General features: G+C 39.6%; 20 protein-coding genes. 1 reads left to right on the top strand and 19 read right to left on the bottom strand.

The genetic code is table 11. The features are described from left to right. Positions 1-97 precede the first annotated feature (97 nt). From H6G08_RS00390 to H6G08_RS00330, 13 genes are all read right to left on the bottom strand, one after another. Entirely contained in the window at positions 98-526 is a 429-nt protein-coding gene (locus tag H6G08_RS00390; protein WP_190538326.1) for a hypothetical protein, read from the bottom strand. A 196-nt stretch (positions 527-722) separates the two neighbouring features. Then, positions 723-1,433, bottom strand: coding sequence for a GDSL-type esterase/lipase family protein (locus H6G08_RS00385; protein WP_190538325.1), 711 nt, complete (start codon positions 1,431-1,433; stop codon positions 723-725). 68 nt (positions 1,434-1,501) lie between these two features. Further along, on the bottom strand, positions 1,502-2,416 hold the full coding sequence (locus H6G08_RS00380) for a CPBP family intramembrane glutamic endopeptidase (protein ID WP_242046029.1): 915 nt from the start codon (positions 2,414-2,416) through the stop codon (positions 1,502-1,504). Between the two features lie 108 nt (positions 2,417-2,524). Beyond that, complete coding sequence (locus H6G08_RS00375; protein ID WP_190538324.1) at positions 2,525-4,483, bottom strand: FHA domain-containing protein; 1,959 nt, start codon at positions 4,481-4,483, stop codon at positions 2,525-2,527. A gap of 230 nt (positions 4,484-4,713) precedes the next feature. Then, positions 4,714-5,379, bottom strand: a complete 666-nt coding sequence (locus H6G08_RS00370; protein ID WP_190538323.1) for an FHA domain-containing protein — start codon at positions 5,377-5,379, stop codon at positions 4,714-4,716. 130 nt (positions 5,380-5,509) lie between these two features. Next, positions 5,510-6,175 carry a deoxyribonuclease V gene (nfi, locus tag H6G08_RS00365; RefSeq protein ID WP_190538322.1) on the bottom strand — a complete coding sequence of 222 codons (666 nt, stop codon included), beginning with the start codon at positions 6,173-6,175 and terminating at the stop codon, positions 5,510-5,512. Between the two features lie 347 nt (positions 6,176-6,522). Next, on the bottom strand, positions 6,523-7,608 hold the full coding sequence (gene mnmH / locus H6G08_RS00360; RefSeq protein WP_190538321.1) for a tRNA 2-selenouridine(34) synthase MnmH: 1,086 nt from the start codon (positions 7,606-7,608) through the stop codon (positions 6,523-6,525). A gap of 530 nt (positions 7,609-8,138) precedes the next feature. Further along, positions 8,139-9,038, bottom strand: a complete 900-nt coding sequence (locus H6G08_RS00355; protein ID WP_190538320.1) for a glycine betaine ABC transporter substrate-binding protein — start codon at positions 9,036-9,038, stop codon at positions 8,139-8,141. A 31-nt stretch (positions 9,039-9,069) separates the two neighbouring features. After that, positions 9,070-9,699 carry an ABC transporter permease gene (locus H6G08_RS00350; protein ID WP_190538319.1) on the bottom strand — a complete coding sequence of 210 codons (630 nt, stop codon included), beginning with the start codon at positions 9,697-9,699 and terminating at the stop codon, positions 9,070-9,072. Continuing rightward, positions 9,696-10,454 carry an ATP-binding cassette domain-containing protein gene (locus H6G08_RS00345; protein WP_190538318.1) on the bottom strand — a complete coding sequence of 253 codons (759 nt, stop codon included), beginning with the start codon at positions 10,452-10,454 and terminating at the stop codon, positions 9,696-9,698. Before H6G08_RS00345 ends, H6G08_RS00350 begins: the two co-directional genes overlap by 4 nt. Positions 10,455-10,769: 315 nt before the next feature. Then, entirely contained in the window at positions 10,770-12,476 is a 1,707-nt protein-coding gene (locus tag H6G08_RS00340; protein ID WP_190538317.1) for a hypothetical protein, read from the bottom strand. Positions 12,477-12,575: 99 nt separating this feature from the next. Further along, positions 12,576-14,468 (bottom strand): ABC transporter permease, encoded by a 1,893-nt coding sequence (locus H6G08_RS00335; protein ID WP_190538316.1) that lies wholly within the window; start codon positions 14,466-14,468, stop codon positions 12,576-12,578. 140 nt (positions 14,469-14,608) lie between these two features. Next, positions 14,609-15,559 carry an ABC transporter ATP-binding protein gene (locus H6G08_RS00330; RefSeq protein ID WP_096642780.1) on the bottom strand — a complete coding sequence of 317 codons (951 nt, stop codon included), beginning with the start codon at positions 15,557-15,559 and terminating at the stop codon, positions 14,609-14,611. 222 nt (positions 15,560-15,781) lie between these two features. Here H6G08_RS00330 and H6G08_RS00325 point away from each other — a divergent pair, with 222 nt between their 5' ends. Continuing rightward, a complete protein-coding gene (locus H6G08_RS00325; protein ID WP_190538315.1) occupies positions 15,782-16,390 on the top strand; it encodes an EcsC family protein in 609 nt (202 codons plus the stop codon). A gap of 71 nt (positions 16,391-16,461) precedes the next feature. On the opposite strand, the gene H6G08_RS00320 is transcribed toward H6G08_RS00325, so the two are convergent. The 6 genes from H6G08_RS00320 to H6G08_RS00295 form a co-directional block, all read right to left on the bottom strand. Further along, complete coding sequence (locus tag H6G08_RS00320; protein ID WP_190538314.1) at positions 16,462-17,313, bottom strand: mechanosensitive ion channel family protein; 852 nt, start codon at positions 17,311-17,313, stop codon at positions 16,462-16,464. 516 nt (positions 17,314-17,829) lie between these two features. Continuing rightward, entirely contained in the window at positions 17,830-18,588 is a 759-nt protein-coding gene (locus H6G08_RS00315; protein WP_190538313.1) for a DUF5995 family protein, read from the bottom strand. A 494-nt stretch (positions 18,589-19,082) separates the two neighbouring features. After that, the gene (locus H6G08_RS00310; RefSeq protein ID WP_190538312.1) at positions 19,083-19,286 is read right to left on the bottom strand and encodes a hypothetical protein; all 204 of its coding nucleotides are present in this window, start codon (positions 19,284-19,286) and stop codon (positions 19,083-19,085) included. Positions 19,287-20,068: 782 nt separating this feature from the next. After that, positions 20,069-20,845, bottom strand: a complete 777-nt coding sequence (locus H6G08_RS00305; RefSeq protein ID WP_190538311.1) for an ABC transporter ATP-binding protein — start codon at positions 20,843-20,845, stop codon at positions 20,069-20,071. Between the two features lie 50 nt (positions 20,846-20,895). Continuing rightward, complete coding sequence (locus H6G08_RS00300; RefSeq protein ID WP_190538310.1) at positions 20,896-21,909, bottom strand: FecCD family ABC transporter permease; 1,014 nt, start codon at positions 21,907-21,909, stop codon at positions 20,896-20,898. A gap of 316 nt (positions 21,910-22,225) precedes the next feature. Continuing rightward, positions 22,226-22,924: a pentapeptide repeat-containing protein gene (locus H6G08_RS00295; protein ID WP_190538309.1), complete on the bottom strand. Its 699-nt coding sequence runs from the start codon at positions 22,922-22,924 to the stop codon at positions 22,226-22,228. Between the last annotated feature and the right edge of the window lie 721 nt (positions 22,925-23,645).

Raw genomic sequence — 23,645 nt, 5'->3', positions numbered from 1 at the left:
GGGCATTGGGCATTGGGCATGGGGCATTGGGCATTGGGCATTGGGCATTGGGCATTGCTCAACAGTCAACAGTCAACCGTCAACCGTCAACAATAACCTATAGCCATTCGCCGCCTCGGAAACGCCAACGGGGGAAGATGATGCGCATGAGGCTTTGGGAGGAAATGAAAATTGCTAGCCAAACAATGCTGTAATGGATCAATAAGAATTGTGGTGCTAGTTCTTCTTTGGGGATGGGTAGAAAGCCAAATATTTTGACGCCACAGAAGACAAAGATAAATTCCCAAATTCCCGCCAAGAGTTGGTAAGCTGCAGGCCAGTCTCGATCCCAACGGAATTTTTGCAGATAGTTATAAAGTACATCCCAACCTAACCCAAAGATGGCGACGTAAGCGAGTACCCAGAAATAAGCTGTACTAGGTGTATTACCAATTAAACCGATCGCAAAGGGTAAGGATACTACTACGCCTACAGTTGCTAGTAATAATAATCGAGTTTGCCAGCGACCGAATAAAGTAGGTGTCATAAAAGTACTGAGTAGTTAGTTTAATTAAGCTTAATCATACTCATACCAATTTGAAAAAAGAAGACGACAGATGGTAGGGGCATGGCACTGCCATGCCCTCTAGAATATATTGATGTGCCGCAAAAGCTATTTAAATTGGTATCACAATAAAAAACTCCACAAGATTGTGGAGCTTTTCTGAAAAATGGCAGTTTTTTTAAATCGCTACGGGAGATTGATACTTAGTTAATGCTGGCCAATTAATTACATCTTCTAACAAAGCTTGATAACCTAAGGTGTTGGGATGAAGTCCATCATCGCTGATGCGTTTGCGCCGCCAAAGTTCGCCACGTTCCATCCATTGGTCTAAAATATCAAGATAGGGAATACGGCGTTGATTGCAAGCAATTTTCGTGGCTTCTTTATAGCGATATTGATCGGCGTGATTGTAATAGAAGCAATTGAGGAATGGCATTTTGGCTTCATCAACGGGAACCATCCCCACAAATACCACAGGACAAAGTTGTTGCGCTTGTTCTAGTAATTCGGCAATTTGTGATTCAAATAAGCCAAAATCTGTATAATTCCGCCCATCAAGACGAGATAACCGCGCTGAATCGTTTACGCCTACAGATAAAATGATTAAATCGGGGACGCGATTTCGCAGTTCACCTCGGTGGCGAAATTCTACTTCTAATCTTTGGGCGACTTGTTGAGTGCGATCGCCTCTGACTCCCAGATTATAAAGTATGTGACCGCTACTATCCGGTAACATCCACTGTCGCCGTAGTTGTTCGACCCAGCCCCCTTTATCTGGATCGCCGAATCCATATACTAAGCTATCTCCCAGTGCGATAATCTTCAAAGGCTGGCATTGATTTGGTGCTATGGACAGCTGCATTGAGGAAGGTCGCGCGAATGTTTGCATTTTAAAAAGAGTTTATTTTATATCTCTACAAAATTCTATACATTTGTACACCATTACAGTGTATCTTCCTACTCTATATGTTGAGAAGAGTTAAGCAAGTAGGGAATTAATGTACCTTGGCGCGGCCAATTGCGATAGAGAAAGCGGGCTAGCAAAGGGAGGGAAATCAGCATCAATACAACTCCAATCCACCAAAGAGAACGTAATTGTTCGATTTGGTTCGTGACTGAAGTGGTAGTTTTAGAACCACTAGATAATAATCCCATACCTACGGCGAGAGAATTGTTAAATGCATGACAGGCGATAGGTACAATCAGCGTGCGGGTTTTAATATATAAAACCCCCATGATGATGCCAAATAAAGATAATCCCAGCACATTAGCATGTAACATACCAAACATTATGCCAGAAACTATTAACGCAGTAGGAATACCCCATTTGCTTGCCCAGCGCTGCAAGATAATACCGCGAAAGAGAAATTCTTCAGTAATTGGCGCAATGACTATGTATACTATGGCTGAAAATAAATTATAAAAAGGTGGTGCAGTATTGCGTGGTGATGGACTACTAGCCAGCTGACGCATAACATTTTCGACAAAGGAAGGCGCTGCCAAGGAGAGCAAATAAAATGATACCAAATAGGCGCTAAGGGAAAACAGAATTATTAAGAAGACTAACCCAAGCATAGGTAGCCATTTATACTTTTTAGGTAATCGGCCAACCACATATTGCAATCGAATGCCAAAGCGCTGAAAGTCTGCTAGCTGCCAAAGACAAAGGAAGCTAAAAATTAATATGTAGAGAAAGAGAGTAGTAAATTGATTGTTAAATTTTACTCTCAGAAAGCCTTCCACCAGACCGAGGACAATACCAAGACCAATCGTTAATAATATAGCCCGCAAACATAAGTAGCGAACCTTCAGATGGAGAAATGGATTAGGGGAATTTTCGGCTGTCATAGATTTATTTTGGGCATGGGGCATTGGGCATGGGGCATTGGGCATTTGTTAGAGACGCGATTAATCGCGTCTGTACAATTGTCTTCCTTGTCCCCCTTGTCTCCCTTGTCCTCCTTGCCTTTGGGCGATTACCTAACTGGGAGACTGATTAAACACCCACTTCAGCCACTGATTAAAAGAACTGATGGCGTTCAAGGGTTTAACTCCTGGGGCGCGGGCGGCGGCGAGTCCGTCAACGGCGACGACTGCGGCGTACTGCAAGCCTAAGAAGCTATCAACGGCGGCGTAGGGGCCGCCAAGGGTAATTGCTCCGGCGGCATACATTTGACCTTTGTTGTTACGCATTTCTACTAGCTCAAAGTTGTTGGCAACAACTAAGCGCCCCAGGTGATTGAGGGGCAAATTGTAATGTTTGACGAAGTCATCTAATAAAGGATTAGTCTGGACTTTGGCATCTAAACCAGTGGCGTCAACAATAAAGTCGGCTTCTAGCTTCATTTCTCCCAAACCCTTTTCGCGGATATGGGTAATAGTGCGATTTTTGCTACCTTGTTCTACACCGAGTACATCACCAAAGGTAATTTGATACCAGCCTTCACTTAAGCCTATATCTGTGATTTGTTGCCAATCATAGCGGTCGGCGGTGGTAGTACCGCCCCAGTCTGCGAGTAGGCTTTTGCGTTGGTCGGGAGTGGCTTTTTCTAGCATGACCCGCAATTCCCCGCTCCAACAGGCTTTCGGCCAGTTAAACGGTTGAAATTCATAATGATTTTTGACTAGGCGGGTAGCTTTTTGGAATGTGTTGCCTTTGGGTTTAGGCGATCGCATTAAATGCAAAACTGTAATATTGCGATTTTTCTTGCGGGCTTCATAAATTCGCTGCACAATCCGCGAAGCTACAATTCCCCGCCCACGTAGTAAGACAATCCCACCCTGTTGTTCTAGCTGCTGATAAACATGATCGTGTTCTTCATAGGCATTTACAACAGCCTTAAAATCTTGATATTTTTCTCTATAAGCTTGTAAATCTGGTAAAAACTGAATTGCTGGATAGCCTGTTGCTAAGTGCAAATAACGTGTAATCAAAAAAGCATAATTTCCCGGGCCGCGAGAATAAGCTACGCAATATCTACCATCTTCAGTTTTGCGAATTGCTCTGACACGCCCATAACGATAAATTTGTTGCCAACCAATACGTCTAGCTTCTCGGTCTATAGAATCAAAGACATTACCTGCACGGGGTGTATAAGTTTCTACAAGTGTTGGTTCGCCAAATACCTGCCATAAATATCTAAAAGCTGTTTCTAGCTGACCTTGCCGAAAATCATGCCAAGCTTCTCTTAAAGCATAGCTAGGCCAGCCCCAAATATTATCAGGACAGGAATCAGAATTAGACCGCAATCTTTCATGTAAAGGAATTTGCGAATTTAAACACAGGCGCTTGTAACGGGCGTAAGGTTCAGCTTCTAAGCCCAAGGCGACAATTTTGTCAGCACGAACACCGCTAAGACGCAGTAAATCTGTCCAGATAAAGCTACCCAATCCCGCCCCAACTGCTAGATAATCGCATTCATCTACAGGTAAGCCTGTTGCGTGTAGCGCTTGGACAACGACATGTTGAGCTTGAAATGCTGGTGGCGGAAAATTGCTACCCAAAGGTGTGACAACGGGAGCAGGTGGTAAACTCGGATCTGGAATATTGGTTGTGGGATTAAATTGAATAGTTGAAGGGGGACTAGTAACCGGAGGTGGTGCGTTAACACTGAAGGTTACTGTAATTTGGTAGGGGCCAATTTGTACTGTATCACCGTTAGCTATAACGCTGCGTGTTTGGCGTTGACCGTTGATAAATACACCATTAACACTACCTTGATCGGTAATAACCAGTTGATTTTGTTCCCAATCTATTAGCGCATGATAGCGAGAAACTTGCTCGCTATTTAGCAGCATCCGCGAGACACGCTGTCCCCCCACTTCGTTAGGTAAACGAGCGAATTCTCGTCCAAAAGCGATAGGTACAGCTAATCTCGGTTCTCGTCGTTCCCCTGTAGCTGGATCGTCCCAACTTAATAGAATTTCTACGTTAGTCATTGGTCAATGGTCAATAGTCAGTTGTTAGAGACGCGATTAATCGCGTCTGTACAATAGTCAATGGTCAACAGTCAACGGTCAACAGTCAACGGTTAATACTGTACTTTAGGGATATCCAATTTTTTAAATACCCCATCAATTTGTAATGCGAGCATCTTGCTCGCTGGTGTTCAAAAGCGAGCAAGATGCTCGCACTACAGAATTTGGGTAATTTATTTTTTGTAAGTCCCTTAATGATTGGGTGAGACTAAGACGCTGACGGCTGCTGCTAAAGATGTACCACACCAAGGACAGCCAACTTGCAGATTTTCTGGGGGTGATACTTTGTGACATTTAGGACATTCTAAGCCATACACTCCTTGTGGTGCAGGAGTTACATGTTGGTGCTGGTGATGCTGGTGATGTTGGTGATGTTGGTGATACTGGGGATATTTAGGTTGTACTGGTGGCTGTGGGTTGATGGGCTGTTGATTGATAAGGTTTTTGGTCGGCTGGGTAGTACCTATGGGTGGGGTGAGTGGGGTTGGTGGGGTTGGTGGTGTCAAAATTGTTGCGGGAATACTGTTGATAGCAACAGCAATTACTTTGACTAACATTTGTCCCAATTGAATGGTGCTACCTTCCTGTAAAGGTAGTTCACCTTGGACTAGTTGTTGTCTATCGACTAAAGGCGGATTTTGCGATCGCAGGTTGCGGATATAAAATCTTTGTTGCTGTGAGTTAAAAAATATCTCTACATGCAAACCAGATACAGTAGGATTACTAACAACAATGTCGCACCGGAGTGGATCTCTACCGATGCGGACAGTTCCCGGATTTTTGCTAGGTTGTTGTTCGTAAATATTCTGAGTTATATCATGACCTGCATCGTGCCACTGTAAAGTGAGTGCGTTCATTTGCTTCTAACTTAGTAACTTTTATTGAGTTACTTCAACTCCTCCCTGTGCGATTCCTAACACGTTTAGCCTTGAGCAAGCAAGTATTTGGGAAAAACTTCAAACAACAGGTATTATCTCTGTTTTCGGTTTAGCGATCTGAGGCTAATTTATCAGCAATGCGAGTAGTTTCTGGCAGTCTATATTTTGTGGTGCAACGTAATACGTAGTCAATTGCTGTTGCTAAACTCACTCGATGACCGCTAGAAATATATAAAGGTTTAACTCCTGTGCGGGTGCGTAAAACTGCGCCGATGGTTTCACCTTTATGAATGAGGGGTTGCCAGCTTCCTTTTGTTTCTGGAACTTCTTCATATTTGCCAATAAGCAAGGATTTAGCAGCACCAATTGTAGGTATATCTATCAGCAATCCTAAATGGCTGGCTATCCCCAGTCTGCGAGGATGGGCAATTCCCTGACCATCGCAGAGAATTAGATCTGGGATGATTTTAACTTTTTCTAGGGCATCAAGTACAGCTGGAATTTCGCGAAATGACAGAAATCCGGGAATATAAGGAAAGGTTGTTGGACGATAAGCGATCGCAGTTTCCACTACTTGCAAGCCAGGAAAACTCAATACAGCCACGGCTGCACGGCTAATTGTACCATCGGCTTCAAAGCCCATATCTACACCGGCAACATATTGCACAGTTTCCGGGAGTTTATCTTCTGTAATTATTTGATCGCGCAATTTCTCCTGAATTGCGATCGCTTCTTCTACCGTTTGCGGCCAAGCATGTTCTTGATAAATCTTCATATTTAAGCTGGAATTTTCTTCAAACAGGCATAAATTTAGATTTTGAGAATCAATTATTACGTAAAAATATAAAATTATTTACTAATAAATTACATAGTAGCCCAAAAAAACTTTATTTTGTGGGCATTGCTACCCTAATTATATTTATTTTTTACCAGACAAATAATCTTAATAAATTCCTATTTTAACAAATATTTTTCAGATCTTTTTTAAAGACTACGGTGGATAATTGTTAATACTAAAATACATAATTCCTTGCCCAGTCATGATTATTGCACTCACAAATGACCAATGACAAATGACAAATGACAAATGACTAACAAAAACTATCCACCATATCCCTGAAATTATCTGTTAACATGCTGCCATGTTACAGATGCATAATTCGGTATTAAAGAATCTAACAGATTAGCGATACTTCTATCAGACAAATCGGGAATATTTAAAACTCTGTCGGCTTTATGAAAATAGCTCCCAATTGAGTGATTATAGATGGGGTCGTAATAGGATTTTAATAAGTCTTGTACTAATACTTCCCAAGCACCCACATCAATCAACTGATACCATTGAATTAATTTTTCCCAACCACAGCGATATTTTAGTTTCTCCAGTTTTCGTTTTAAGATTTCTGGACTAGATATCAAGTGACTATATTCCTGTAAGAGAAAATCGACTCTAGCGGCTAGCGGTAGTTGAATTTCTACACAACTAGATTCTCTCATTTTCTGCCATAAAGCATGAGGTAAATAAAGTTGCCCAATTTTGTTACTTTCTGATTCGATCCACACTGGCTGATTGGGGTCGAATTTTTGCAAAACTTGTAATAACTGAGTTTCAAAATATTTTTGTGAAGGTTGGAAAGCACGCTGAGTTTGCAATTCTCCCCCCAACAGAGAACCGCGATGTTTAGCTAAACTTTCTAAGTCTAAAACTTGAGCGCCAAGTTGTTCTAGCTTGCTTAAAATGTAGGTTTTACCGCTACCAGTTAAACCGCACAATATCCGATAATTAAATTTTTCTGGGAGATGCTCTAGTTGTTGGCGGACATAATTACGATAAGTCTTATATCCACCTTCTAAAACAGTGACTTCCCAGCCAATTTGTGTCAGCACAGTAGCCATGCTGTTAGAACGCTGTCCACCCCGTCCGCAGTAAATTAAAGGATGGTATTCTGGGTCTTTAGCCGCAAAGTGTTGACTGAGATGTTGGTAAATATTTCGCGTGACTAAAGCAGCACCAATTTTGCGTGCAGTAAAAGAGCAAACTTGTTGATAAATTGTCCCTACTTCTCCACGTTCAGCATCATTCAAAACGGGTAGATTAATTGCACCGGGGATGCGATCTTCTAGATATTCACTAGGCGATCGCACATCAATGATTTCACTGTAACTTTCAGCCCAAGGACGCTGAGTATATGTAACTGAAGGTAACATAAAATTTAATTTCTCACTTTCTTAATTTTGGCACTCGGATAAGTTTAATGGGGGATTTTTGTACTTTGGTTAATTTAAATAAATCTATGTAAACATTACAGTACACACGAAAACGGGGATCAAAATCTGAATGTCAAAGTTCAACAAGTAATCCAGAGGATAGAAGATCATTTGTTCAATTTATATATAAATCAAGTTTGATCGTAGAAAACCCTCTTTTTGAAGTTTCATTGTAGTGTGTGTCATGTTTTTATTACACAATATTTCCATAATCAAATAAGCATCCTATATTAAATAGAGCTTAATACAGCATTAAGTTTAATATAGCAAGTTTAAATCATGGGTAAAAATTGATAAAAAACTTAAATCACCAACTGCTTCCAGTTATAAGCCAATACAGTTTAGTTAAGGATCATTGTAGGTTGGGTTGAACGAAGTGAAACCCAACAAATTGTCTAAAATGTTGGGTTTCGTTCCTCAACCCAACCTACGCAGCTTAAGGTTTTTGGCACTAACTGAACTGTATTGAGTTATAAGCCCTTTGTTTTACGGAACTCTCGGACAACTTCTTTAATATCTTGTAATTCACCTTCAACTAAATAATTTAATCGGCGCATTTCATCCGCAGTCATTAGTTCTGCTAATGGCGCGATCGCTTTTTTTAATTGCGGGTATTTTGCTAAAATTGCTTGTCGCACAATTGGCGTCGGTTCATAAGGCGGAAAATATTGCTTATCATCCTCAAGAACTACTAAACCCAAACGCGCAATCTGTCCATCGGTAGAGTTACCCGCTACCAAGTCTACTTGTTTTTGAATTAACGCCCGATAAATTAAGCCTAAATCCATGATTTGTGGTGGTTTAGCAAAGCGTAGGTTGTAGGTTTTGGCTAATCCCGCATAACCATCTTCCCGTTCTAAAAATTCATAGCCAAAGCCAGCACGCCATTGGGGTGTATACTTACTAGCTTCCGAGAGAGTTCGCAGATTGTAGCGTCTAGCATCTTCGCCTCTAATAGTAATTGCAAAAGTGCTGTTAAATCCCAAACTGGGCATAACTTCTAAGTTAAATTGTTGAGCATAGGCTTGTTTTAATTTTTCGTAAAGGATTTTTGGATCGTTAATTACTTTTTGTTTTAATATCCCTGTAAACGCTGTACCCGTATATTCAATATAAGCGTCGATTTTGCCAGAAGTAATAGCATTATGACAGATAAAGGAACCGCCTAAGCGAGGGCGACGGACTACTTTTAAATTAGTTGTAGCTTCAATTTGCTGGGCTAAAAGTTCGCCTAAAATATCTTGTTCGGTAAAATCTTTAGAAGCGACAATAATATCACCACTGCTACTATTATTAGGGCTAGAGTTACAACTAGCGATCGCCATTACTAAAGCAAAGGCTAATAAGCAATAAACCACGAATTTCTTCATATTAATTTTCGGGTATTTTCAGCATATTCAATTAATTTTTCTTTAATTTTCCTTCAAGCCAGCCTATTGCTAAATCAGCAATTAATGCAATCGCTGCTGACGGTACTGCTCCTGCTAAAATTAACTGATTATTAACTACAGCAATTCCCCGAAAAATAAATACACCTAAACCACCAGCGCCAATTGCAGCCGCGATAGTTGCAATTCCAATACCAATAACAGTTGCTACTCTTACCCCAGCTAAAATTACACTCATTGCTAGGGGAATTTCGACTTGAAATAATAATTGTTGATCGGTCATTCCCATACCACGCCCAGCTTCACGAATTGCTGGATCGACGCTAGTAATGCCAGTATAAGTATTACGAATTATCGGCAATAAAGAATATAAAGTTAATGCTACAATTGCCGGGACAATACCAATACCGCCAATAATGGGGACAGGAATTAATAAGCCAAATAATGCTAAACTAGGAATAGTTTGCAAGATATTAGCAATACCTAAAATTGGTTGGCGTAGTTGAGTTTTGCGGGTAATTAAAATCCCTAAAGGAATGCCAATTAACACAGCAATGCCAATGGCAATACCCACCATCAATAAATGTTCTAGGGTATGCTGTAAAATTTCTGGCGCATACTTAATTAGAAAAAAGTCTTTCATAAATTGTCTTGCAAAGAACGCAGACATTGCAGAAAAGCTAGGCTTTCGGGATGGTGCGATCGCATAAATTCATCCTTGGTTCCTAATACTACCAATTCCCCCCCATACATTAAACCAATTCTCGATGCCAAAACAAAGGCTTCTTGAATATCATGGGTGACAAATACCACAGTTTTACCTAATTCCTGTTGTAATCGATGAAACTCCTGTTGAATTTCTAAGCGAGTAATCGGATCGAGTGCGCCGAAGGGTTCATCCATCAATAATACTGGCGGATCGGCGGCTAAAGCCCTAGCCACGCCTACCCGTTGTCTTTGTCCTCCCGAAAGTTCGTGAGGATAACGCCCAGCAAATTTTTCTGGTTCTAAACCAATTAATTGTAATAATTCGTACACTCTAGTTTTAATTTGTTTTGGTTTCCAACCTTCCAAAGCAGGAACTAAGCCAACATTGCGTTCCACTGTAAAATGCGGAAATAAGCCAGTTTCTTGAATTACATAGCCAATTTTTCGCCGCAGTTTAATTTCATCCCATCCAGTAGTCGGTACGCCATCAAATAATACTTCTCCTTGAGTTGGTGTCAAGAGGCGATTAATTAATTTCATGGTCGTAGTTTTACCGCTACCACTGCGTCCTAATAATACCAGTGCTTCTCCTGGGGGAATGGAGAAATTGAGATGAGATACCAAAGGACGGCGATCGCGGCTAAAGGTGACATCGCGGAATTCTATAGCGATTTTCTGGTTTTGTGACATAGTTAATTTTGGTGTCAGAGAATAAACTGCGATCGCCCCTGTAGCTAGCGATCGCGGTCATCATAAAATTAGTTGCAGAAATTTGCGGAATTTTCCGAAATCACCTAGCGCCCCATTGTAATCATTACTAGACAAGCAAATTATAAGTAACTATATAACTAAAGGTAAGGGGACATACCCCAACTCAAACCCAGCAATTATCGCTGGGTTTTTGAGTATGTCTGTACAAACTAGATTATAAAAATGCTGATAAAAAAGTCTGGTCAATTTAACCAGACTTAATAAAACGTTATGAGAAAATTGTGCAAAATTGAATTATTTACCTGCAAGCATGGCTTTTGTCGCAGATTCTCCAGCTTTGACTAAGTTGCGCCGCAATTGGAATACTAACAAGCTCATCATAGTCAAGTAACTAAAAATTGGTAGGAAGGCTGTGATGAATGATAGGTATTTACCATCAGGAGAAATTGCGAAAATTGGCCCAACTATTGAATATAACCAGAGAAAATTGTTGTCTCTATAAGTCGAGGTAAATACACCGATAATAATCGCTGGTAATACCATTGCTGCACCCACAGTACCCGCAGACCAAAATACTCGATTGTGATTTTTGCTAAATAAAAGCAGTTGGGCTAAGGCTGCATAAACCATAGCTAAACTCACAGATAATACAAGCGCAAAAAGCGCATTGAGTTTTTCATTCACTGAATATTGAGAGAGGACTATGAAGCCACTAATAGCAATGCTGGCAATTATGGCATTGATAGCGATCGCTAACAAGCCAGGACTTTTTTCGCCCCAAATTAAATCTTGCACTAATCGGCTATCTACTAATCCTTTCACCCGCGCAGTACGGCGATAACGCGCCCAATCTTGTAAAGCTTGACGATGGGGATTTAATGCTGCAATTAAATAGAGAAATAGCCAAAAATCTAAGAACAATAAGCACACCAAATTTTCAGCAAGCTTGTAGTCACCGGGGTCTGATTCTAAAACTAATCTAGACCAATTCGCAAATCCTAAAGTAACCAAGGCATAGCAAGCTGTTAATAGATAACTTTGACGCTTGCTCAACATAGTAGTATTTGGATCGCGAAAACAACGGTTTAAAGATTGGCAGATAAAATATGTTCCTAAACCGTAAATTACGAGAGTAGTTCCTAATGTTGTTAATAAATTACTACCGAGAGGGAATGTAAACCATTCAAAAGGAATCAGTCGCGAATAAGCAGATGAAAATACAGCAGTAATAGCCGTGTCTGGAATTAAGTATGTAGGATTAAACAACCTAGCAAAAATTAAGGGATAATCATCTGATAGTTCTACTAATGCTAATCGCATAGTCACTAGGAGAAAACAGAAAACTACGCCAGCACCTAACCAAGATTGAAACCCGCCTAGCCAAGAACCAACTAAGCCAAATAACAGTGCAGCACTATAATATAAAATGCAGGCAGCAACTACGGCTAAATAAAAGCTGAAAATTTCAACAATCGGAATTTGCCCAGCTAAAGCTGAGGATAAATGCAAAGGCATTGTTAACAGAATGCCAATAAATAATAAAATTGGCACTCCTAACAATTTACCCGATAAAATACTTTGGGGCGATTGAGGACTGAGGCGAATAAAATTGAGTGTTTCTCGCTTTTCTTCAGATGCTAAATCATTAATTATCAGGTAAGTTCCGGCTGTTAAAAGAGTAAAACAACCAATAATACTCAGCCAGGTAAATACATCTAAATGCCACAATTGCCAGTTAATAATCACCTCGCCAAATGCATCAACAAGACATTTGCGTTGATCGCCATATTCTGTAACACCGGTGCAATATCTGTGGGAAGGATTGTATCCCAACTCTAGCTTATTTGGTAGCTGAGTACGGAAATACATAAAGAGAATAAATTGACCCAGCAAAGAAACAGCCGCAGATAGTAATAAATTGCGCGACTTCAGTCTTCCTTTGAGTTCGCGCAACAGTTGCGGGTTCCAGTCTCCTATTTGATTCATCCAGTTGAGATTCATATTATAAAGTCTCGTTAGTCATTGGTTGGAGACGCGATTAATCGCGTCTGTACAATTGTCATTAGTCATTGGTGATTGGCTAACAGTTAATAATTCCTCTTACTTGCGTCCAGCTAACAGTGCTTTTGTGGCTGATTCTCCGGCTAAATTAATTTGCTTATTTAACTGGATATTTAATAACAGGATAACGCCTAAGTTAGTTATGAAGGATGTAAAAACACCCATCATTGCTGAATTTTCTAAAGACCAAGGAAAGTTAAAAAATAGCCAAGCTTCAGGATTATTGCTGACTGTAATACCGGAAATTCCTAAAAATACGGGTGGTAATATAGTCGCTGCAACTACAGCACCAGTCGCCCATAAACCACGTCTGGGAGATTTCATTAGTAGTAGTAATTGCGCTAATGTGGTGTAAATCATCATTAAGCTAATACATAAAAATACACCAGATATAGACTTGAATCTACCCAGAGAATTAACCCAATTGATAGCGGTATTATGGTGAATATTCAAAACGGGTGCAATGACTATCCAAACTATGATTGGTGTGGTGGCGATCGCTAAATTAATTAACATCGCTAATAAAGACGGACTTTTTTCGTCTACAACCCAATCTTTTAACCAAAATTCACCGCGAATATCACGATAATTAGTTGAATTTTGATGTCTATATCTTGCCCAATCTTGAATAGTTTGGCGATGAGGTGAAAGAATAGCCAGCAATCCAAATAATAGGACTATGTTAAAAAATACTATGAAGAAGATATTTTGTCCTATTTGATAATTCACATCATAATAGGGGGTATATTCTTTGTAATTGGGGACATAATTTTTGTGGTATTGTAAAGTAAATCCCCAAAAAATCACTTGATAGCTGGCTACTAACAAATAACTTTGAAATTTGTTAATTGCTGCCCCTTCAGGATTACGAAATCTGCGTTTTATAGCTTGCCATGCCCAATAGATACCAACACCATAATTTAATATATGGATGCCAACCAAACCAACAATGCTTTTACCTACTGGGATATAGAAAAACTGCAATTCGTGTAAAGATAATTCATTTTTTCTCGGCCAGGTATAGCCCAGCATTTCAAAAGGACTTAAAAGCCTTAACCAAGTAGCGGTATGATGTAGTTCTCCATTACTATAACTCATAGTATTGAAAGTGATAAATAGGAATAGCAGAACTAACCCACTACCTAACCAAGGTTGAAAGCCACTAAAAAAGCGACTAATTAAACCGAATAATAATGCATTACTGTAGAAGAAAATACAGCTAGCAATTAGGACTACATAGAAACCAAAAATTGCGCCGATAGGGATATTTGCAGAAATTCCAGACCATAAATTTAAAGGTACAGCAGCTAAAACTATGAGGTAGATAATAACTGGTACTCCTAACATTTTTCCGGTCAAAATACTGTGTTCTGACTGGGGACTGAGGCGGATAAAGTTCAATGTTCCACGACGGTCTTCTTGGGCTAAATTGGCAATTAATAAATAAGTACCAGTAACTAAAAGCGTGAAGACAAACATCACACTTAAAGTTATATATATATATTGCCAATGGTCTTGCCACCAAAGTTGCATATTAATTTGCTCTGGCGGACAGTAGCTTTGATATAAGATTTTTTCAAGCTCAGAATGTTGCGCTTTCAGAGGTTTTAATTGGTCTTTGAATTCCTGAACTTTTACCAAGTCATAGTTTTTAAGACTGGTATAGGCAGTGATTTTTTGTTCAATTTGGTAAATAGCTTGATTGACAGAATTATACTTTAATTCGTAACCTTGCTTGAGATTACAGTATGCTCCTGACATGGAATAGAATTTAGTTGGAAAATCGCTGAATTGATATATAAAAACTCCTAGTTGAGTCAGCAGCGATATTACCAAAGCAATTAAGATGTTGAAAACTTTTAGGCGACCTTTCAGTTCTCTAAATAATTGGGGATTCCACTCACCAATTTTGTCTATTAAATTAAATGTCATAGGAAAATTCTCCAAAGCAGAAAGCTGAATAATTCGTAATTCAGAAGATAGCTAATCGCGATAAAATATCTCTTTCCAGTCAACAGTCAACAGTCAACAGTCAACGCTATTTTCAAACCAGGTAAAAGACTGTACCCAGCCTAAGAAGCTTGTTTATGTCCCAATTTGAGGAAGATAGTTTCTAAATCTTCTTGAGTGCAGTGAAAATTACTGATGGGAATTCCCGCTTGAATTAGCGATCGCAATAAATCAGCACAGTCTTCCTGTTTACCGGAAAAGTTGACTCTGGCGCTATTCCTTCCGGGTAATACTTCCCAAGCTTCCACTAAAGGATTATTTTTCAATTCGCTCAAAAGTGGTTCGATTGTCCCCAAAGTAGATAAAACTATTTGTTGTCGGGATAATCGCTGGTAAAGTTGCTGCAAGGAAGCACTTTCTACTAAAAATCCTAGTTCCATAATCCCCACAGAAGTACAAAGTTCCGCTAAATCACTTAGTACGTGGGAGGAAATCAAAATTGTCATCCCCGCTTCTTGCAAAGCTTTGATGATTTCCCGGAACTGCATCCTCGCTATGGGGTCAAGACCGGAAACCGGTTCATCTAACAGTAGTAAAATTGGTTCGTGAATAATCGTCCGCGCTAAACTTAAACGCTGCTTCATCCCCCGTGACAATGTAGAAATTAAGCTATTGCGCTTATTACCCAGTTGGATTAGTTCTAATACTTCATGGAGACGTTGAGTGCGTCGAGGTTCCCGTAAGCGATATAGCCGCGCAAAGTAATCTAAATAATCCCAGACTGTTAAATCCTCATACAGTGGATAGTCATCAGGTAAGTAACCCAGACGACGCTTAAGAGTAGGGTTGCTTTTGTCACGCAACAAGCGATCGCCATTAATATAAATCTCACCCGTAGTCGGCTCCTCTGCGGCTGCTAACATGCGGATGAGAGTGGTTTTACCTGCGCCATTCGGGCCGATTAGTCCGTATACTTCACCTGCTTGGATCTCTAAATGCACATCGTTGACGGCTATATGCCGATCAAATTGCTTAGTCAGTCCAGAGGTACGAATTGCTAATTCTTTTACCATAGCTGCTTAGGTGCGGCTTGTGATTTACAGTTAACCTAACCTGTCTCTACAGTCTTTGTCAGGTTCGTTTCAGAAATGGTAACGAGGTTTATACAAACTTTACCTTAGCACAGGTTAATACTGAATTTATTGTTTAAATAAAGACAGTTATTTTATTAAATTTACGGGGAATATTAAATTTAGCAAGCTTTAAGTATGCACAGTTAATCAACTATAAAATTTATGGATCTTGACTCGATCATGAACATGCCTGGTATCGGGCCAATAATTGCTAGTGCTATCGAAGATGGTAGGAAGTGGGGAAAAACTTTCATTCAAGATTCATCATGGAAAAGTGATAAGCAGAGAATGGCAAATCATGCCATATATGAATCAACATTGTGGTCAGTGGGCAACGGAATTGCAGGCGGAGTTGTTGGGATAGCTGGAATACCAATTGAAATTGCTACTACCCTTTATTCTCAAGTAAAGTTGGCATCTACCCTTTTTACTATTTATGGAATTGATACCTACAGCCCATCTTCACAACCCCTAGTTTTAGCTGCTGCTGCTGGAGTTAGTGTTGCTGAATTGGCTAATACTTTAGGAAGTAAGGTAGCACAACAGGCTATTCAAAAAGCTTTGATGGCTCTCCCAAATAAAACATTTGCACAGATAAATAAAACTTTGGGGATTAAGTTAATTGCTAAAACTGGTGAAAAAGCTTTCTTGAATGTAGCAAAAATAGTCCCTTTTGTAGGTTGTGCGGTTGGTGGTACAGTCAATGCGGTTATGATGAATGCCTGTGGACATTCAGTGATTGCCTTTATCGACGGTTGGAACAAGGGATAAAATAGCAAAATAGGTAAGGAAGATATCCTTACCTACTTTTTATTTGAATTATTTAGCTTTGTACTGCAGTTTTAACCGATATTCGATGCGGGAATTATCGGCTCAATGCCATTGGACGATAAACTACTAACTGAATAGCGTTGTTCGGGAACTGGATAACCTGCTTCACCAAAGGTTTCTCTGATAGCTTTATTGGTGTCAAAGTACACTTGCCAGTAATGATCGTTATGGCAATAAGGACGTACTGCTAATACCGGGCCTGCCAAATTGAAGGTAATAATTTCTACATCTGGTGCAGGGTCTCTGAGAACGTTGGGAATATTGCTAATTTTAGCTTTCAAACGCGCGATCGCATCGTTATGATTTACATCGTGATGCAGTTGCGCTACTAGGTCAACCCGACGGTAAGGATTGGCGGAAAAGTTCTGAATATTGTCGGAAAAGATTTTGTTATTCGCAATAATCGTCAAAATGTTATCTGGTGTGTTGATGCTACTTGTAAATAGTCCGATTTCTGTGACAGTTCCCGTAACACCTGCTGCGGTGATAAAGTCACCAACTTTAAATGGACGAAAAACAATTAAAAATGCACCTGCGGCAAAGTTTGCTAACAATCCACCCCAAGCTGCACCAATCGCTACACCAGCAGCTGCTAATAAAGCTGCAAATGAGGTAGTTTCAACACCAAAGAAACCAAGAATTGCGACAATGAGAACAATTCTCAAGGTCACAGAAATAATATTCAGAAGGTAATTAATGAGTGTTGGCTCGACGTTTTGACTGCGGAAAGCGCGTTTTATTAACTTTATTGCAAAGTCAATCAATCGTTGAGCGATAATCCACAACAGGATAGCGCCTACCAGCTTTAGCCCAAACTCTGTTAAGAGTTGAAGGGCAACTTGGCCAATTTCATTAAGCTTCATAAATTTTTTTGTTTGTTCATTGTTAAACACAACAAACATACAATTAATTGACACGAAAATGTCTAGAAATACTTTTTTTTTAACTTTTTAGTCTCCTGTGTAATGAAACCGTAAATTATTTTCCGCAAATGTTTGTCAAGCGATCGCTCTGATTATTACCCTCATAAGATATTGGCTGCTCATATCGCAAACCCTTTACTATACTATGGTTTCGCTAAGAAAAGCTATTTATTAACCAGCTAGTGTGTTGATATTTGGCTAGATAGTAATCAAAAAATTTTTGAGCAAGATTTGTATTGTTTTAATATCTTTTTATACACGCAGATATCTTGTGTGTTAAGAGCGATCGCAATTTTATGACTGCGAACAATCAAATTCTGGCTTTTGCGTAATATTCAGTTGAAAAGAAGTAATTAATGTCTATCATTAACTGACTCAACCAAATCCAAGATAAATAATAACTGACAGATTCAATGCCATAAAATGCACCCTATAAGTAATTGACTAGTCATATTTTCATTTAACAATAGTATTGAGAGCATTAATAATAGCAACCGTATCATCACTCTCTGATTTTTTGATTAGTTCGACAACCCGATCAAAGGTACGGTTCGGATTAGCGATCGCTCGACCGAGAAATGATACCTTACTATCAATTACTGTGATAATATCCTGTTGAATCTCAGGAGTTTGATAAGCTAAAATTTTGGCATGATTCCAAGCTGCTTGTCTGGCTTTACGAATACTAAAATTAAAGATAATTTCATCTTTTCTGCCACCAAATCTATCCAGAATCTCAATTAGCGGTGACATTTGCCCTAAAACCATCTCTGTAGGTTCAAGCAAATCATTCAGAATAGCATTAATCTTAATAAAATCATCTCGTAGCGTATGTATTTTTTCACCAGGACAAAGTTTAGCAGCTACAATACCCAAATCTAAATTAATGTGAGAGTTAATTGCTAACAGTAAATGTTGCAAAATTAGTAAGTCTGGTTTTTGTACTGCGTCGAATGTTAGCTGCCAACTGCGAGTTGATTTGATATTTTTTTGGTAATCATCCAAAGCACGAAAATAACGATTAGCAAATTGCGTCGTGAATTCTTCCATTCTGGCTGAATCGTCAAAAAAGCCATGTTTGATACCTATCTTTACTTTCAAAGTTACTTGACGATACAGTGCAGCGAAAAATCCCCTCCGACTACGTTCTGCGATCGCTTCGGCAATAATGTTGTCTAAGTATTGGATTACCTCATCAGTATTTTTAGCTAACATAATATTCTCTGGTGATAGGGATAAACTTGATTGAGTCTGGAATGCATTCAATGCTAGAAAGCATTGCGTTCCATATAATTGCAATCAATCACAAGCGATCCCTATTCGGATTTTATGATTTTTACTTTACAATTCTTAATTAAGTAGATATAACATCAAGCCAAAATACTAGTATCAATTAGAGCAATTAATATACTGACTACTATAGTAAATATTGAGTCATAAAAAAGACGTTATTTTCTGATATACTTATCCGTATCAAATTGAGATTTGAAAAAAATTTAAAATTAGGGTAAAAATAACTGATAATGCCATAAAAATAGGCACAACATTGTTGTACCTATCCATATATCCTATTCTCTTGGTTAATTTGTATAAACTTCAACGATTCTGCCCAAAAGGGTTAGCTGTTAGCTACAGGAATCTGCTGTATATTTCCAAATAGCGATGTCTGGCGACAAGCTGCTACGCATCTACGCAATAATGATAAAAATCTATCCGTCGCGATCGATAATTAAGTTATAAGGCCAAAACAAAGCCTTGAACAAACAAGTAGATTTTGAAATTAAATCTGCTACCCAAACAAAAGGAAAGTGACTGTATTCCTCAAATTCCCGACATTTATTGCTAAGTTGTAACCATTGGATAATGGCTCCTAAAAGATAAGATAAAAGAGCAACCCATAACCAAATTGACATATAAAGATTTGTTCCTCATTTACAGTAGGTACGACAAAATAAGTACTTTCATCTAACAAGTTAAACGGTTTAACTTTTGGCTGTTGTCTGATAAAACTTTTCACCCCAGCGATTAAGCGCCAGGGATAGATAGCTGTCATCAGACTTGCTATTACCAGAGATAGCACGCAGAACCTACCAAGCATCACCTCCTATAGAATTATCCAGTAGGGTGAATTGATATTTTGTCAGATAGTACTTGATTTGAAAAGGATATACAACATCTTGTGAGATTCTTGTGAAGAGGTGAATCAGCAAAAGTTATGAGATTTTGATAAAAATGTTTATCTTATTATGTTCTTATTTTGAGTAATTTAAATTTATTTTAACTGGTTTATAAGTTGAGCTAATTTACCTTTTTGTTACTGCCGCATTGCTAAAATAAGATAAATTTTGCACTTAAACCCAGCTACCGCAAGTGCCATGCCCATACGTATCAATTTAACGCGAAACCCGTCTACCGCAAGGAACTGAAGTTCCTTGCTAATAGCCAAAGTCATCTAAAGATGACTAAATATCCTCAAAATCTTGAGTCTACTTCAGTAGGGGCGGGTTCACAGATATGCTCCCATAATTCACGACTATCTCGCTTAACCCGCCCCTACTTTGGTTATTAGCCTTGGAATTTATTCCAAGGCGGGTGACAAAGCTAAGACAGAGGCTATTTTTAACTTAAATTGACAGGTATGGGCAGTACCATGCACCTACAATCAACGATAATTTGCATTTGTTGATGCAGAAATTTAGACAGCAGCGATCGCACAAACTTGTAACCCCACAGGTGTCTGAATAATTACCGATTCCACCCCAAATACTTGAGCGATCGCGTCGGGGGTAAGTACTGCTTCCGGCGTACCTACATCCCAAAGATAACCTTGTTTTAATAAAGCAATGCGAGAACTATAACGAGCAGCTAAATTTAATTCGTGTAAAACTGTAACAATAGTTAAATTCTGTTGCTGGTTTAAAGTTTTAAGTAATTCTAATAATTGTAATTGATAGTTAATATCTAAATAAGTTGTAGGCTCATCTAACAATAAAACTTGCGGTTCTTGCGCCAAGGCTAAAGCTAAAAAAGCCCGTTGTCTCTCACCACCAGAGAGTTGTTCCACTAAGCGATCGCTTAATTTTTCTAGTTGTGTTTTGACAATTGCCGCTTCTATTTGTTGCCTATCTTGAGCCGTTAATTCCCATTGCCACCAAGGTTGATGCGGTGTACGTCCTAAACTGACTAATTGTCGCACAGTTAAACCCACAGGAACCGTTTGCTGTTGAGGTAATAAAGCTAATTTTTGAGCAACTACATTCGGTGGTTGAGAATGAATTGCTTTGCCATCAAGTAGTACGGTTCCCTGTTGTGGGGAGAGAATTCGACTGAGTAATTTCAGTAATGTAGATTTACCAGAACCATTGGCACCGACTAAACTTAACCATTCTCCCGTTTGCAACGAGAGGTTAATGTTTTGAATAATTGGCGTACTACTGTAACCGCCTGTGAGATTTTGTAATTCTATGGGCATGGGGCATTGGGCATGGGGCATGGGGCATGGGATGATTTTGAATGATTTATTTATCTTTCCATCCCAGAAGAACGGCGATAAAGTAACCAGATAAATAAAGGTGAACCTAGCAAAGCGGTGACGGAACCTACAGGTAATTCTATGGCTCCCAGTCTAGATAGTAAATCGGCAAAAATGAGTAACCATGCACCAGCTAAGGCGGAAAGCGGTAAGACGAAGCGATGATCTGTGCCGATAATGAGGCGTACACCGTGGGGAACGACAAGGCCGACAAAGCCAATTAACCCGCTAATGCTGACTGCACCGGCGGCGAGTAAAGTAGCGACACCACCAATTAATAAACGCGATCGCGTTAATGATACTCCCAAACTTAAAGCTAAATCATCACCCAAAGCCAACACGTTAAGCGATCGCGCCAGCAAACATCCCCCCAACAAAGCCAAAATAATATAGGGGCCAGCCGTAGTAATTTCTTTCCAACCCCGGCCATTTAAACTACCCACTAGCCAATTCAGGGCTATTTGAATTTGACCATCTTCCGCTAATAAAAGTAATGTACTTTGCACCGCACCAAACAAAGAACTAACAGCAACTCCGCCTAAAATTAACCTCTCCACCGCAATTCCCGAACCTGCACGACCGAGGAAAATCACGATCGCTGAAGTTAAAATAGCACCTAGCCACGCCGCTAAGGGAATCGCCGCCGGAAAGATTTGCAGCACTACCATAACAATAACAATTAGTCCTGCACCTGCGGAAATACCTAAGATAAAAGGATCGGCCAGACTATTACGTAACATTCCTTGCAGCAACGCACCAGACATTCCCAACGCCGCACCGACAATTAAAGCGGCGACAATGCGCGGTAGCCGCAAATCCCAGAGAATTGTCTGCTTAATCGGATCGCCTTGATGAAGAATTGCTTGCCATAATTCTCTCCCACTCAAAGGTACTGCACCTTGAGACAGAGAAAGAGCTAAAGTTACTACCAGTGCTGTTGCTAATAGTAAAACAGCCCAAAGTAAACGGTATTTAGTAAAAATTAACTGTATCGATTTATTCATCTTAACGATTAAGGATGAGTCTAGCGCCTATTCCTCTCAACTGAAGTATTAAACGCCTATCCCAGGTTAGCCATTCACGAGAAAATCACACAACCAAATATGAAAATCTCTCTTTCCTAGTCCCTAGCCCCTATTTTCAGGTTAGCCATTCACGCCAGGTTTTGGCACAAGCAAGCATGAAAATCTGTCTTTCCCATGCCCAATGCCCCATGCTCCATGCCCCATGCCCATTTTCAGGTTAGGAATGCAGACATCACCTTAATTTTAGTTAATCCGGAGTCAGGAATTGAATGCTGATTGTGAACTTGACTTGAGGTTAACTGTGAATTGCACCATCTGGCATAATCGCGCCAGCTAAGTTAGCACCAATCAATTTTACCAATAGGCGATCGCCAGAACGAATCCGCGCCCCCGTTAAATCAGCCCCGCGCAAGTCAGCGCCACTGAGATCTGCACCAATTAAATTCGCCGAGCGTAAATTTGCTTCCCGCATATCCGCTAAAAGTAGATTAGCTCTAAATAAATTTGCTTCCGATAAATTGGCTCCTCGCAAATTAACCTTGTGCATAAAAGTATCGCTGAGATTTGCCCCACTCAGATTAGCAAAACTCAAATTTCTCCCCGATAAATCTTTGTTACTCAAATTTGCCCGACTAAAATCTTGTCCACTCAAATCGGGATTTTTCTGTGCTGTTTGATAGTTAGTTTGTGCTGGCTGTTTCGGTTGCGGGGGTGGTGGTGAATATGGTGGTGAATAAGACTGTGCGTAAGGTGGTGAATAAGGCTGTGAATAAGTTGGCGATTGATGCTTAACTTTTAGCGAACGCAATTTATCTCGCGCTTCATTGATTGCTTTAATTTTTTCCTGCGCCTTTTGTTGTAAACGGACATTATCTTGGGGAATGCGATCGGGATGCCAAACAAAAACCAAATCTTTATAAGCCTGGTTCACTTCCTCAATTGTTGCCCCAGGCTCTAATTCCAAGATTCTATAATACCGTTCCAACTCGCTCATAAGATGTTTTAGTTGACAATCAAGTTAAGTATGAGTAATGCATCCCTCTATCGGCTTAATTCATGATTAAATATCTATTTAAATAGGATATTTACGATCGTATGTAAGTTGAGATTTTTACTATCAGGGAAAATAGTTTTAGCTCCTGGAGTTGCTCAACATCATATTTGAGCAGCAGCAGGTTTCAGCTAAAAAAAAGCTATATTAACATGCTAACTGATGCAGTACGGCAATTTTATCAGGAGTACCTGCCTACAGCAAAAAACTTTCTCATAGTTATTATACAAGCCAGTAGTGACTAACTAAGTCCATCAATAACCTTTCTGCAGGCGCACCACCATTAACATAGAGAATAATTCTGCGGCTGCGTAAACTCAGGACTGACGCAGAAATTAGCAAAAACCTTAATTTATTCAACTCCATTAGACATGCAGTGGCTTCCCCCAGGGTAGACGCCAAGAACGCCAATCATTCCCAGATTATACGTCAGTCCTAAAAGTGATAAATATATAGACTTACGCCACAAAAATAATCAATATCAGGTTAGATTTACCAACTGTCACTAGAGAAGGATTTGGTGAAATATTATCCCTGGTATACATTTAGAAATTCTTAACTATTAACCATTGACAAACTCCATCATCAATATATAATATCACCCTGTCTTAGTACAACATTTCCTGAATTCGTAGCTCACTCTCTGCGTACCTTTGCGCTTACC

It is taken from the genome of Calothrix anomala FACHB-343, assembly GCF_014696435.1.
In the GTDB taxonomy this organism is placed as follows: domain Bacteria; phylum Cyanobacteriota; class Cyanobacteriia; order Cyanobacteriales; family Nostocaceae; genus Aulosira; species Aulosira anomala_A.
This window is presented reverse-complemented; position numbering and strand designations above follow the sequence as displayed.

What these genes read in the sequence shown, in the direction of transcription:
- H6G08_RS00390 (WP_190538326.1), bottom strand. Translation starts at nt 526, where the DNA reads ATGACACCTACTTTATTCGGTCGCTGGCAAACTCGATTATTATTACTA.
- H6G08_RS00385 (WP_190538325.1), bottom strand. Translation starts at nt 1,433, where the DNA reads ATGCAAACATTCGCGCGACCTTCCTCAATGCAGCTGTCCATAGCACCA.
- H6G08_RS00380 (WP_242046029.1), bottom strand. Translation starts at nt 2,416, where the DNA reads ATGCCCCATGCCCAAAATAAATCTATGACAGCCGAAAATTCCCCTAAT.
- H6G08_RS00375 (WP_190538324.1), bottom strand. Translation starts at nt 4,483, where the DNA reads ATGACTAACGTAGAAATTCTATTAAGTTGGGACGATCCAGCTACAGGG.
- H6G08_RS00370 (WP_190538323.1), bottom strand. Translation starts at nt 5,379, where the DNA reads ATGAACGCACTCACTTTACAGTGGCACGATGCAGGTCATGATATAACT.
- nfi (WP_190538322.1), bottom strand. Translation starts at nt 6,175, where the DNA reads ATGAAGATTTATCAAGAACATGCTTGGCCGCAAACGGTAGAAGAAGCG.
- mnmH (WP_190538321.1), bottom strand. Translation starts at nt 7,608, where the DNA reads ATGTTACCTTCAGTTACATATACTCAGCGTCCTTGGGCTGAAAGTTAC.
- H6G08_RS00355 (WP_190538320.1), bottom strand. Translation starts at nt 9,038, where the DNA reads ATGAAGAAATTCGTGGTTTATTGCTTATTAGCCTTTGCTTTAGTAATG.
- H6G08_RS00350 (WP_190538319.1), bottom strand. Translation starts at nt 9,699, where the DNA reads ATGAAAGACTTTTTTCTAATTAAGTATGCGCCAGAAATTTTACAGCAT.
- H6G08_RS00345 (WP_190538318.1), bottom strand. Translation starts at nt 10,454, where the DNA reads ATGTCACAAAACCAGAAAATCGCTATAGAATTCCGCGATGTCACCTTT.
- H6G08_RS00340 (WP_190538317.1), bottom strand. Translation starts at nt 12,476, where the DNA reads ATGAATCTCAACTGGATGAATCAAATAGGAGACTGGAACCCGCAACTG.
- H6G08_RS00335 (WP_190538316.1), bottom strand. Translation starts at nt 14,468, where the DNA reads ATGACATTTAATTTAATAGACAAAATTGGTGAGTGGAATCCCCAATTA.
- H6G08_RS00330 (WP_096642780.1), bottom strand. Translation starts at nt 15,559, where the DNA reads ATGGTAAAAGAATTAGCAATTCGTACCTCTGGACTGACTAAGCAATTT.
- H6G08_RS00325 (WP_190538315.1), top strand. Translation starts at nt 15,782, where the DNA reads ATGGATCTTGACTCGATCATGAACATGCCTGGTATCGGGCCAATAATT.
- H6G08_RS00320 (WP_190538314.1), bottom strand. Translation starts at nt 17,313, where the DNA reads ATGAAGCTTAATGAAATTGGCCAAGTTGCCCTTCAACTCTTAACAGAG.
- H6G08_RS00315 (WP_190538313.1), bottom strand. Translation starts at nt 18,588, where the DNA reads ATGTTAGCTAAAAATACTGATGAGGTAATCCAATACTTAGACAACATT.
- H6G08_RS00310 (WP_190538312.1), bottom strand. Translation starts at nt 19,286, where the DNA reads ATGTCAATTTGGTTATGGGTTGCTCTTTTATCTTATCTTTTAGGAGCC.
- H6G08_RS00305 (WP_190538311.1), bottom strand. Translation starts at nt 20,845, where the DNA reads ATGCCCATAGAATTACAAAATCTCACAGGCGGTTACAGTAGTACGCCA.
- H6G08_RS00300 (WP_190538310.1), bottom strand. Translation starts at nt 21,909, where the DNA reads ATGAATAAATCGATACAGTTAATTTTTACTAAATACCGTTTACTTTGG.
- H6G08_RS00295 (WP_190538309.1), bottom strand. Translation starts at nt 22,924, where the DNA reads ATGAGCGAGTTGGAACGGTATTATAGAATCTTGGAATTAGAGCCTGGG.